This is a genomic window from Paraburkholderia solisilvae, from assembly GCF_902859875.1.
GTDB lineage: Bacteria > Pseudomonadota > Gammaproteobacteria > Burkholderiales > Burkholderiaceae > Paraburkholderia > Paraburkholderia solisilvae.
The window spans coordinates 13,813-27,047 of sequence record NZ_CADIKF010000077.1; the positions used below are offsets into that span (position 1 = coordinate 13,813).

The 13,235-nt window shown below is 62.6% G+C and carries 5 protein-coding genes; 2 read left to right on the top strand and 3 right to left on the bottom strand.

What is annotated here, in order from left to right; translation table 11 throughout:
- Positions 1-107: 107 nt before the first annotated feature.
- Positions 108-713: a TetR/AcrR family transcriptional regulator gene (locus HV675_RS30060; RefSeq protein ID WP_175115098.1), complete on the bottom strand. Its 606-nt coding sequence runs from the start codon at positions 711-713 to the stop codon at positions 108-110.
- 168 nt (positions 714-881) lie between these two features.
- Between HV675_RS30060 and HV675_RS30065 the strand changes: the two genes are divergently transcribed.
- Positions 882-1,649: an alpha/beta hydrolase gene (locus HV675_RS30065; RefSeq protein ID WP_175115099.1), complete on the top strand. Its 768-nt coding sequence runs from the start codon at positions 882-884 to the stop codon at positions 1,647-1,649.
- Between the two features lie 608 nt (positions 1,650-2,257).
- Here the strand turns inward: HV675_RS30065 and HV675_RS30070 are convergent.
- Both HV675_RS30070 and HV675_RS30075 read right to left on the bottom strand, forming a co-directional pair.
- Positions 2,258-2,761, bottom strand: a complete 504-nt coding sequence (locus tag HV675_RS30070; RefSeq protein WP_175115100.1) for a Cthe_2314 family HEPN domain-containing protein — start codon at positions 2,759-2,761, stop codon at positions 2,258-2,260.
- A gap of 37 nt (positions 2,762-2,798) precedes the next feature.
- Positions 2,799-3,011, bottom strand: a complete 213-nt coding sequence (locus HV675_RS30075; RefSeq protein ID WP_175115101.1) for a hypothetical protein — start codon at positions 3,009-3,011, stop codon at positions 2,799-2,801.
- 1,359 nt (positions 3,012-4,370) lie between these two features.
- Between HV675_RS30075 and HV675_RS30080 the strand changes: the two genes are divergently transcribed.
- Positions 4,371-12,722 carry an autotransporter-associated beta strand repeat-containing protein gene (locus HV675_RS30080; RefSeq protein WP_175115102.1) on the top strand — a complete coding sequence of 2,784 codons (8,352 nt, stop codon included), beginning with the start codon at positions 4,371-4,373 and terminating at the stop codon, positions 12,720-12,722.
- Positions 12,723-13,235 lie beyond the last annotated feature (513 nt).

Sequence of the window (13,235 nt, forward strand, 5' to 3'; positions counted from 1 at the left end):
CTCTGCCCGTCGCAAAGGTCCATCTGCCCCCGGTAGATACATTCGGGCTCGAACGAAGCCCAGCGAGTAAATGGGAGCCTGCGCAAGAGTCGCGCGCCCATCGAGCTTTATTCGGGCTTGGTCGTTTTGCGCGGCTTGATAAGCTTTTCCACGACGTCGCCAGTGACGTCCCTGAATAGCGAGGCACTGCCATAGGCCCGCGCGGCCAGCATCGCGCCATAGACCAGCGACACGAGCTTCCTGGCCTCAGTCTGTACCGATGCGTTCAATCTGAACTGTTTGCGCCTCACCCCGGACTTGAGCACATGTTCGAGCCAAGCCGCGAGATCATCGAAGTGCGCTCTGACCTCCAGCGCCACTTCGTTGGGCAAAGCCGGCATTTCCGCGCCGAGCATCCCGGCCACGCAGAAAGGCGCACTGTCTTCGGCAATGCAGTTTTCCCAGTAGCCGAGATACGCCCGGAGTTGCGCCACGGCGTCGGCGCCGCTCGCCTGCAGCGCCGCCATATCGGCGTCGAACGCCAGGCGCGACTGTTTCACCACGGCGACCACCAGGTCTGCCTTGGTTGGAAAGTGGTGGTGAATGCTTGCCTTGCGGATGTCGATTGCATCGGCAACGTCGGAATAGCTGAACCCGCTGTAGCCGCGACGCATGATCAGCTGACGCCCTGCTTCGACGATTTTTCCTGCTGTCACTTCGCCGGTTGCCGTCATTACTTCCCTACCATCTAGTCGGTTGAATTCCACAAGTCTACACGCAATTGCCGAACGAACCGTTGCAGGAATGACGATTGTTGTCATGCCATCCAACTAGTAGGATGGCTAAATCGATTGAGCGAACCGCTGTCGATCCTTCCCTGACCTGACTTCTGGAGCATGAAAATGAAAGCTACCTCGCGTATCACCCGTATTGCCGCGGCGCTCGCGTTGTCCTTCGCCGCTCTCGGTTCTCACGCCGCGACGACCGCCCCGGTCAAGAATATCGTGCTGGTGCATGGCTTTTTCGCCGATGGCTCGGGTTGGCAGGCCGTGTCGAAAATCCTGACGCGCGACGGCTACAAGGTATCCGTCGTTCAGGAGCCGGAAACCTCGTTTGCGGATGACGTTAAGGCCACCACGCGGGTAGTCGATGCGCAGGACGGTCCGAGCATTCTCGTCGGCCACAGTTATGGCGGTGTGGTGGTGACTGAAGTCGGAAACGACCCGAAGGTGGCGGGCCTCGTCTATATCGCCGCGTTCCAGCCCGATGCCGGCGAAAGTCCGATGGACCTGACCAGAAAGATGCCGCCCGCAACCCGGGCAATCAAGGCGACTGCCGACGGTTATCTGTATCTCGACCAGGCTATGTTCCACGCCGATTTTGCTGCTGACGTGCCGGCACCCGAAGCGAAGTTTATGGCGCTTTCCCAGGTAATGCCGGCAGCCCAGTCGTTTGGCGTGCCCATCAATAGCCCGGCGTGGAAGACGAAGCCGAGCTGGGCAATGGTCGCCACGGCGGACCGCGCAATCAACCCCGATCTCGAACGCTTCATGACGAAGCGTGCGGGGAGCACGACCGTTGAAGTCAATTCGAGCCATGTGGCCTATATTTCTCATCCCGTCGAAGTCGCGAAGCTCATCGAACAGGCCGCCGCCGGCTCCTCCCGGTAACTACCGTGGTGGAGAGGGACGTGTTCGCACGTCCTTCATCCACTCCGCCGTTCTGACCAGCGCGAGCGCGCCGTCACTTCTGCGGTTGTCGAACGTCTCTTGATGGCTGACCGCCGTCTCATGTGAAGCGCATACGAGTCCAGGCGCTTTGGGCGGGCGACGGACTGCACGCGACCTATTGCCGACCTACGTCAATCAGCGATCGGACGGCAGTTCATCGAGCCGTAATGGACGGTCATACTGCCGGAACGTCGAGCGGAAACGCTGCCTAGCTATGAATAAGCGCGTCCGCCTCGCTGCTGCCGTCTATGACGCCATTCCTGATGGCACGGTTGCGAACACGACAGCCCGCTAAACGGCGACGTGCGACGTCCACGGGTTGTGCATCACACCAGACGCCGCAATGCTGCGGAGCACGTGCTCGTCGCTGGCAGCTCGATTCGGGCGTAAGCCGTGTATAGCTTGCCCGCGCCGAACTTCGCCGCGTGCCTGAATAGGGCCACAATATCACTATCAGCTCGCGACAGGATGCAACAGCGTGCCACTTCGGCTTCGTTCATGAGTTCGATAGTCCAAGTTTTCGTCGCCCACCCGTCGCGCACACTGAGCTACACGATCTTCTGCAGGCGTCCCTTTTGTCGACGGTACTCGGACAAGAGATCGTCGAATAGCGGGCCAAGCGCGTCCACCAACCCGGCGTTGATCGTCCCAAACTCCTTTCTACGCTTGGCGGTATACGCCTTCACCATGTGCGCACGGGCGTTGATTAGTCGAGAGTACGGGTGTTTTCTGTTAGCTGCCCACGTCTCTTTCGTGTGCATGTACAGACGTTCGATTCGCTCCGACTCTGGATCCATGTGCGAATGGCGATGGATGATCGCATGCCGCTCTCGTTCCTCGGATTTGATCACCTTCTTCACCATTTTCAGACGTCTAGGCACGCCGGTCCGCGCGACGTGCAGATTTTTCACGATAACACCGTGGCCGACCATCTCGTCCGAGATGCAAAGGTGAAATACCGCGTTTGTGAGCTGCAGGCACCCGTCGTATACGGAGACGATACGGATCAGGTAGTTCTCTACGTTGTAGAGTAGGTCGTCAGACCTCGTCACTCCTGCGTTGGTGGCCCGCGTCCGTATCGGTATTCCGTCATGAAATGGATCGTCTGATCAAGCTGCTTGATCCAGCGAGTGTGTGGGAGAGCGAAAAACCTACGCGCATAACATAGAACTGATGCTCGTCGAGTGTCGCAGTCCCATCCAGCAGGTCAGTCGGTTTCAAGCCGCGTGCTTCTTGGACGGCAATGTTGTCCTGTATGACTTCTGTGAATAGCGGGTGCACAAACAGATCGTCAAGGCTCATGTGGATCGCCATGGTTTGAGTGTTGGGTGCCGGTCAACGTCACGCCGCCAGCTTTGACGCCATGCGACTATTGCGCCTCAATCCCCTAATCGTCGCAACGATGCCGCGATATGCGGAAAAGTGCGCGTAGCGCATGCGAACGGGTTCGGCTCCGCGTCGCCGCGTTGTTCACCTTATTTCGCATACCGGGACACGCTGTTTTGCGTCGCAGCCCTCGCCCTGCAGGCGCGGAAAAAGTCCTTCTGCTCCAATGTTTCCTGTACTGCGATCCGCATAGCATGTCTTTACCCTGTGCGGAGACGCACGCCCTTCCCGACCGCGTGGCCTCACCCTGGCTAAGACGTTGACGCTCAAATCGAGCGTTCTACGCAATGCGTTTGATAATTCGGAATGTATATCGATTCAGAGTCGATAGTCGATTGATCATGATGGTGCATGTTCTGGGAGGCGAAATAAATGATAGTTTCGTTTTTCATTGAAAAACCGAAATCCATAGACAAGAATTGAACAGGGCGTCAATGACTGACGCTTTTTCAGCGTCATCAAGGCGCGCGCATATCCGGATGTGATGCTGAACAGATAGCTATATTTTCCGGCCATTCTTCCCGGGCGGCATGTACCGGTTCGGGAAGACGAAAATCGAGAAACCGGCCATGCAAGGCGACTCGATAAAGTCTCGTGCGCCACTTGGCGGCACGCCCGCTTTTCGCGAATTGCCGTGGCCCAGCCTGCTTCTGCCGAGCCGCACAGGCGATTGCTTTGCCGTACGGTTCGACAAGCGTTGTCATAGGGTGACTGAATATCAGTTTCGTATCGGTTAAAATTCATAAGGCATGCGAATTATAAATGATCGCGAAATCGGATTGCGCGGACAAACCGCAATACGCAAAATCTGCGCCACTCCCTAAATACGCCGTGCGCATTGGAATTCACTTCCGGCATGAGGGAAATATGCCGGACGACCAAATTCGCAGAAATCATGCGCTGCCGAAGGTTCCAAAATGTCGACGACGCAGCCGATCTCGTCCCTCCCCGAATCTGCTGCACATCAAAGTTGTCTTGCGTTTGTCACGATTGGAGCAGCGGATAGATTTAACCCTGTCTTCAGTGCCCTTCTTTTGGGCGACGCCGCTCGTACTCGTTTCCATTTGCATGGCGGCTCTCCCGGCGCCGGCATGGGCCACATGCACAACGACAGCTAACGTTACGACGTGTACCGGCACCACGAATCTTGGCAACACATCGATCGGCAGCGGGCCGTCGGCGCCCGACAACGCTGTCGTCACTATTGCGCCCGGTGCGTCGGTCATCGCGGGAGATGCCAGCGCAATCAGCCTGCGCGATGGTGCGAGCGTAACGGTGAATGACGGTGCCACGGTCACGAGCGCCGCCCGCTCGGGCAACGGCCTGTGGAGTGCCGGCAAGAACACGGTCGAATTCCGTTCAAATGGCACGCTGACTGTTGGTAATGGCGCGACGGTCAGCGCAACCGGAACGAGTACCAACGCCGAAGCCGTCAACCTTCTGGGCGCAGGCAATACGGTCGTCAATCACGGCACGATCTCAGGTGTCAATTCAGCCGCGATCTGGTTCGAAGACACCGTCATAGGCGCGGCCAATACCATCGATAACTACGGCATCGTCCGCACAGGTAACGGGTCGGACCAGAGCATCATTGCGAACGTGATCGGCAGCCAGCGCAACGGAGACGTGCATTTCATCAATCGCACGGGCGCGGTCGTCTACGGGGGCCTGTCCTTTGCAAGCGGAAACGATGTGCTCACGCTGTATCCGTCGTCCGTCGTGACCGGTGGGTTCAACGGCGGTGGCGGAACGAACACGCTAAACCTGGCTGGCGAAGCCGGCTCCAGCGACACGCTGACCGGCAGCATCAGCAACTTCCAGACGCTCACCAAGACAGGACTGGGTACCTGGACCCTGTCAGGCTCGGTAGGCAGCAACGGTGGCAACGCCGCGCTCGCAGTCGACGTCCAGCAAGGCACGCTCGCGCTGACGGGCAACAACGCCAATTTCAATGGCACCGTGGAGGTCGATCCGGCCGGCACCTTGGAGGCGCGCGCGCAGAGCCTGCCGCCAGGCGTCACCGACAACGGCCTCGTGCGCTTCGTGCAGACGGACAACGGCAATTACGCGGGCACCCTTACCGGCACGGGCTCGGTCACCAAGACCGACGCCGGTGTACTGACACTCTCCGGAACGAACAGCTATCAGGGCGGCACGCTCATTCAGGCGGGGACGGTCGCGATTGATGCCGACAGCCGGCTGGGCGCCGCCACAGGCTCGCTGACGCTCGACGGCGGAGCACTCGAACTCACCAGCAGCTTCGGTCTTTCAGCTTCGCGCGCCATCACCGTGACGGCAAACAACGGAATGATCCAGACCGACGCCGGCGTCGCGAGCACGGTGAGTCAGGCCATCGGTGGCGCAGGCGCACTCACCAAGGCAGGCGCGGGACTACTGACGTTCGCGGGCGACAATAGTTACAGCGGCGGCACGACGATCAGCGCCGGCACGCTGCAACTGGGCAACGGCGGCACCACCGGCAGCATTGTTGGAAACGTGACCGACAACGGCACTCTGGCGTTCAACCGCTCCGACAGCGTCACCTTCGACGGCGCAATCTCAGGCTCGGGTTCCGTGACCCAGTCCGGCCCGGGCGTCACGATTCTTACCGCGAACAACAGCTACGCGGGCCCGACCACCATCTCCAGCGGCTGGCTCTACGTCGACGGCAATCAGACCGGTGCGACGGGCACGACCACTGCCGCCAGCGGCACGCGTCTCGGCGGCAACGGCACCGTCGGCGGTAGCGTGGTGATCGCCAACGGCGCCACGCTGGGTCCCGGCGCTGTGCCTGCCACACCCGCGACCCTGACGATCAACGGCGACCTCACGCTCAATCCGACCTCGAACCTCTTCTACAACATGCAGCAGGCGAATGTGGCCGGTGGTCAGCTCAACGACCTGACGGTGGTCAACGGCAACGTCACGCTCGACGGCGTGATCAATATCGTCGATGAAGGCCAGACGCTTGGCGCCGGCATCTACCGTGTGTTCGACTACGACGGGACGCTGACCAACAATGGTCTCGAGATCGGTTCATACATGACGGCGACGACCACGCCACAGGAGACGTCCACCACCACCCGCCCGCTGACCGGTTTCACCGTTCAGACATCGATTCCCGGTCAGGTGAACCTCGTCAACACGGGCGGCCTCACGCTGAATTACTGGGACGTCGGACCGAAGAACAACGGCATCATCAACGGCGGCACCGGGACATGGCAGGCTTCGGCGGGTACCGTCAACGATAACTGGACGGGCCCCGACGGCGCGATCAACGCGCCATGGGCGGACGGCGCCTTTGCGATTTTCATGGGCACGCCGGGTACGGTCACGGTGAACGACACCGTCGGCGCCGTGACCAGCAAGGGCATGCAGTTCGCAACGGACGGCTATCTCGTCACTGGCGATCCAATCACGCTCGCGGCTCCGTCGAGCGGCAACCTCACGACGATCCGCGTCGGGGACGGCACGGCGGCCAGCATAGGGATGACGGCAACCATCGATGCCGTGCTTGCCGGCACGGCGGGCATCATCAAGGAGGACCTCGGCACACTGGTGCTCAATGGCGCCAACACCTATACGAACGGCACATTCGTTCTCGGGGGCACGCTGCAGATCTCCAGCGACGCCAATCTCGGCGCGCCGCCCACCCTGCTGACGATCGCCAATGGTTCGACGCTGCGAACCACGGCGAGCTTCGCCACAGGCCGCCTGATTCTTCTGTCCGGCAGCAGCGGCGGAACACCCGGCGGAACCATCGACACGGCTACCGGCACGCAGTTCACGATCAACGGGCAAATCCTGCAGGGTACCCAGCCGGCGTCCCTCACCAAGACCGGCAACGGCACACTGATCCTGAACAGCAGCAATACCTACAGCGGCGGAACCACGGTTTCGGCGGGCACGTTGCAGATAGGCAGCGGCGGCACAACCGGCAGCATTCTCGGCAACGTGCTCGACGACGGCGCGCTGGCATTCAACCGGTCCAATACCGTGACGTTCGGTGGCCTCATTTCGGGCTCAGGCACGCTCGGCCAGACCGGAACGGGCACCACGGTGCTGACGAACAACAACACATACACGGGTGGCACAACCGTCAGTAGCGGCACGCTGCAACTCGGCAACGGCGGCACCACAGGCAGCATCGTCGGCGACGTGACCGACAACGGCGCGCTCGTTTTCAACCGGTCCGACACCGTCACCTTCGACGGCGCCATCTCAGGCTCGGGTTCCGTGACCCAGTCCGGCCCGGGCGTCACAATTCTTACCGCCAATAACAGCTATGCAGGCCCGACCACCATCTCCAGCGGCTGGCTCTACGTTGACGGCAATCAGACCGGAGCGACGGGCGCGACCACCGCAGCGAGTGGCACGCGCCTGGGCGGCAACGGCACCATCGGCGGCAACGTGGTGATCGCCGATGGCGCGACGCTCGCGCCAGGCGCCGTACCCACCTTGCCGGCCACGCTGACCATCAACGGCGACCTGATGCTCAATCCGACCTCGAACCTCTTCTACAACATGGTTCAGGCCAACGTGGCGGGCGGCCAGTTGAACGACCTGACCGACGTCAACGGCAACCTCGTGCTCGACGGCGTCATCAACGTGGTCGATCAGGGGCAGACACTCGGCGCAGGTGTCTACCGTGTCATCGATTACAGCGGCACGCTGACCGACAACGGTCTGACCATCGGCTCGTACATGACAGCGCCCTCCTCGCCGCAGGGCGCGCCCGTCACGGTGGCTCCGCTGACCGGATTCAGCGTGCAGACGTCGGTTCCGGGCCAGGTGAACCTCGTGAACACGGCCGGGCTGAGCCTGAACTACTGGGACGGTCAGAGCGGACCGAAGAACAACAACACGATCAACGGCGGCGCCGGCACATGGCAGGGCACGGGCGGCAACGACAACTGGACCGATCCGAACGGTGCGGTCAACGCGTCATGGGCCGACGACTCGTATGCGATCTTCATGGGTACGCCGGGCACGGTCCGCGTCGACGACACCACCGCCGGCCAGGTGACCGCCACCGGCATGCAGTTCGCGGTCGACGGTTATGTCGTGACGGGCGACCCGATCGCGCTGCGCGACGCGACCACCGGCAACCTGACGACGATCCGCGTGGGCGACGGTACGCCCACGGGCGCATCGATGACGGCGACCATCGACTCCGCGCTGACCGGCAACGCAGCGCTCGTCAAGGACGATCTCGGCACGCTGGTGCTCAACGGACTCAACACCTATACGAACGGCACGGGCATCTTCGGCGGCACGCTGCAGATTTCGAGCGACCAGAACCTGGGCGCGGCGAATAGCGCAGTCGGGATCGCCAACGGCTCGACGCTGAGCACGACCGGCACGTTCTCGAGCAACCGCGCGATTCTCCTTGGGACCAGCGGCATCGGTACGAGCGGCGGGACCATCGAGACGGCGGCCGGTACGACGCTCACGCTCAACGGAACGATCATTGAGAACCCGTCCGGACCGCCGGCGATGCTGCAGAAGACCGGCGACGGCACGCTGGTGCTGACGGGCAACGGCAATACGTACACGGGCGGCACGACGATCAGCGCCGGCACGCTGCAACTCGGCAACGGCGGCGCGAGCGGCAGCATCCCCGGCGACGTGACCGACAACGGCACGCTCGCGTTCGACCGCTCCGATACGTTCACCTTCGGTGGCGTGGTGTCGGGCACCGGCGCGCTCAACCAGATCGGCACCGGCACGACGGTGGTCACGAACGGCAACACGTACACGGGCGGCACGACGATCAGCAGCGGCACGCTGCAACTGGGCAACGGCGGCACCACCGGCAGCATCGTCGGCGACGTCGCGGACAACAGCTCGTTCGTCTTTAATCGCTCCGATACGCTCGTTTTCGGCGGCATTGTCTCCGGCACCGGCGCGCTCAACCAGATCGGCACCGGCACGACGGTGCTCACGAACAGCAATACGTACACGGGCGGCACGACGATCAGCGCCGGCACGCTGCAACTGGGCAATGGCGGCACCTCCGGCAGCATTGTCGGCGACGTCGCTGACAATGGCACCCTCCTCTTCAATCGCTCGGACACGGCTACCTTCACCGGCATGGTATCCGGCGCCGGCATGCTCGATCAGGCCGGAACCGGCACCACCGTGCTGACCAACAGCAATACCTACACGGGCGGCACGACGATCAGCGCCGGCACGCTGCAACTCGGCAACGGCGGCACCTCCGGCAGCATCGTCGGCGACGTCATCGACAACGGCTCACTGGTCTTCAACCGGCTCGACGACATCACCTACGACGGGCAGATCATTGGCAGCGGTTCGCTCGTGAAACAGGGCGCGGGCACCGCGATCCTCACCGGGGGCAGCACCTACAGCGGTGGCACGACGATCAGCGCCGGCACGCTGCAGCTGGGCAACGGCGGCACCTCCGGCAGCATCGTCGGCGACATCGTCGACAATGGCACGCTGGCGATCGTGCACAGCGATGTACTGCCAATCGTCGGCAACGTGTCGGGCTCGGGCAACATCGTCCAGCGCGGGACAGGCGCAACCGTGCTGCTCGGCACGAACAGCTACAGCGGCCCGACCAACGTCGCGAGCGGCGCATTGTACGTCGACGGCGACCAGACGGCCGCGACCGGCCTTGTCACAGCCGCCAGCGGCAGCACGCTAGGCGGCTCGGGCACTATCGGCGGCAGCGTCACCATTGCCAATGGCGGTGCGCTCGCGCCGGGGCAGATCGGCATCGCGCCGGGTACGCTGACCATCAACGGCAATCTGAACCTGAGCAGCGGCTCGATTCTCAACTACGGTTTCGGCCAGGCGAACGTCGTCGGCGGCCCGCTCAACGACCTGGCCGTCGTGCAGGGCAATGTGACGCTCGCCGGCACACTGAATGTCGAGACGACCGAGGGCGGCACGTTCGATCCCGGTATCTACCGCGTCATCAGCTACGCGGGGTCACTGACCAACAACGGTCTCGCGATCGGCACCGTCCCGTCGCCGGACTATTTCGTGCAGACCGCAGTCAGTCATCAGGTCAACCTGATCAATACCGCCGGGCTGACATTCAGCTACTGGGACGGCGTCGCCGGACCGAAGGACAACAATTCGATCGAAGGCGGCAACGGCACCTGGCAGAACACCAGCGGCAACAATAACTGGACGAACGAACTGGGCGTGCCCAATGCCGCGTTTGCCAACAGCACGTTTGCAATCTTCGCGGGAGCGCCCGGCACCGTGACGGTAGACAACAGTCTCGGAGCGGTCCAGGCCGCCGGCATGCAGTTCGCCACCAACGGTTATGTCGTGACGGGCGGTCCCGTGACGCTGGTCGGCTCTTCCGCGACACCGGGTGAGTCAATCATCCGCGTTGGCGACGGCACCGGACCTGGCGCCAGCTATATCGCGACAATCGACTCGGTGCTTACCGGCAACCCCCAACTGGTCAAGAGCGACTTGGGCACGCTCGTGCTGAACGCCGCGAATACCTATGCGGGCGGCACGCAGATAAACGGCGGGGTGCTGCAGGTGCAGTCCGACCGTAACCTCGGCGTGAGCAGCAGCGCGCTTGGATTCAACGGCGGCACGCTGCGAACCACCGGGACTTTCGCTACCGCGCGCGCCACCGCGCTCGACGACAACGGCGGCACGTTCGAGCCCGTCGTGGGGACGACGCTCACGCTCGACAGCGCCGTGAGCGGGACCGGCGTGCTGACCAAGACGGGGGCCGGCACGCTGGTGTTCGCGGCCAACAACACCTATACGAACCGCACGGAGATTACGGCGGGCACATTGCAGGTCGGTAATGGCGGCGCGACCGGCAGCATCGTCGGCAACGTGATCGATGACGGCGTCCTGGCATTCAACCGGTCCGACACGTACACGTATGGCGGCAACATTTGGGGAAGCGGCACGGTCCAGCAGACGGGCAGCGGCACGACGGTGATGACCGGCAACAATACATACACAGGTCCAACCTTCGTCGCAGCCGGCACACTGCGCGCCGGCGCGACGAACACGTTCAGTCCCACCTCCGCGGTGGGTGTCAATCCCGGCGCGACTCTCGATCTGAACGGCTTCGACCAGACGGTTGCGGGGCTGGCCAACGCGGGACTGGTGCGCTTCGGCGGTGCGCCTGGAACAACATTGCACGTGGCCGGCAACTACATCGGCAATGGCGGTGCGCTTGCGCTCAATACCTACCTGGGAAGCGACGGATCTCCATCGGACCGCCTTGTCATCGACGGCGGCACAGCTACCGGCGGCTCAACGTCGATGGCCGCCAACGCCGCCAGCCAGTCAGTCAAGGCGGGCGGGGCAAGCGTGAAGGCGGCCGCCGCAACCGGTGGCACGTCGCTGCTCGTGAACAATGCTGGCGGACCAGGAGCCAGAACTACCGGTGACGGTATTCTCGTGGTCGACGCCGTCAACGGCGCCACGACGGCGCCCACCGCATTCTCGCTCGGTGCGCCGGTGGTGGCCGGGCCCTACGAATATTCGCTGTATCGCGGCGGCGCCAGCGACGCTTCAACTGACGACTGGTTTCTTCGCTCGATACTGAACTGTGCGGCCGCTCCGGACGCAGCCGAATGCCCGCCGGGGTCGTCACCTGGCGCCCCGGCCGCGCCGGTCTATCGGCCCGAGACGTCGCTTTACACAGCGCTTCCGTCACTGGCGCTGAGCTTCGGAAGCGTGCTGCTGGACTCGCTTCACGAGCGCATGGGCGGCCAGATCGGTCCGCAGGGCGACGCTCCGTCCGGTGGCGATGCGAAGCAGCCCAATGCTCTCGGCTGGGGGCGTATCGTCGGTATCACCGGTACGCGGGACGGTGGCGCTTCGGGCATCTATGGCAGCGACGGGCCCACCTACAACTATCGCCTGTACGCGGCACAGGCCGGCGTGGACGTGTATCAGTCGAAGCGGCCGGACAGCAGTGCAGACCATGCTGGCCTGTACGTCGCGTATGGCGAGATCGACGGCGACGTCGACCACTTCGACGGCAGTGACGCAGGCAACGACCGGATCGACGGCGCGACCGTCGGCGCTTACTGGACGCACTTCGGCTCGACCGGCTGGTACGTCGACAACGTCATCCAGGGCACGCGATATGACGTGAAGGCATTTGGACCCACTGGGCACCTGGATTCGAACGGCACGGGCCTGGGCGCGTCGGTCGAAGGCGGCTATCCGATCCCGTTGAGCAACGGCATGGTGATCGAGCCGCAGGCGCAGCTCGTGTACCAGACCATCCACCTGAACGCCACGCACGACGATGCGGCCAACGTGAGTTTCAGTGATGTCGAGAGTCTGACTGGCCGGTTCGGCGTGCGGCTGTCCAACACCTGGGAGTTCGCGCCCGGTACGGATACTTCACCCGCGCGCAAGGCCACGGTATGGGTGCGGGCGAGCTTCATCAATGAGTTTCTCGGGCATCCGGTGACGAGCTTTTCGTCGGCTGACGGATATGTGCCGTTCAGCGTGAGCATCCACGGTCCGGGAGGAAAGCTCGATGCCGGACTGGATGCTCAGGTGTCGAAGAGAACGTCTGTGTATGGGAGCGTGCAGGGACAATTCACCGGTGATGGCCACGCGGTGGGCGCCGAGGTTGCAGTCAAGGTCAGGTTTTAGTCTCTGAACCCGGGGGAAATGCTTCCACTTCAAGGCCGTCGGATTGCTCGTGTCAGGATTTGCGATACTTCGCGTGCGCGCGTCGGTACATCACCCGAGGCAGGGCGAAAGATCGCCGCGTGGGGCTGACGCGGCTCCAGATCGATACTCTTCCGGACGCCGGAACTGCCTTTATTTAGCAGCGTAGGCGATAGTTCGGAGTCTGTCCGCATCTCCGCTGAAAACGGACGTCGAATATGACCTGGCGAAGGTCCATTGCTGGCCGACTACCGACGGACGCGGAGGACCGTAGCCGACCCATAGCCGCTATTGCGACCGTGTTGACCAAAGGTCCCTCTCGAGCGCGCAACGGACCTATCGTACTGATCGCGTCTTTCCAGCACGCGGCAACGGACTTCGACGGGTCCGTCGTCGCGTGGCTTCATGCAGGCTGATCAAAACTACCGGGGCTCTTGTCCGAGGCCGTCCACTGCGAAGTACGAGCTCGCTCCGCCTTCCGCAAGCCGGCCTTCA

Bases quoted from the DNA above. Each gene is read 5' to 3' on its own strand.
- HV675_RS30065 (WP_175115099.1), top strand. From the start codon at position 882: ATGAAAGCTACCTCGCGTATCACCCGTATTGCCGCGGCGCTCGCGTTG.
- HV675_RS30075 (WP_175115101.1), bottom strand. From the start codon at position 3,011: ATGAGCCTTGACGATCTGTTTGTGCACCCGCTATTCACAGAAGTCATA.
- HV675_RS30060 (WP_175115098.1), bottom strand. From the start codon at position 713: ATGACGGCAACCGGCGAAGTGACAGCAGGAAAAATCGTCGAAGCAGGG.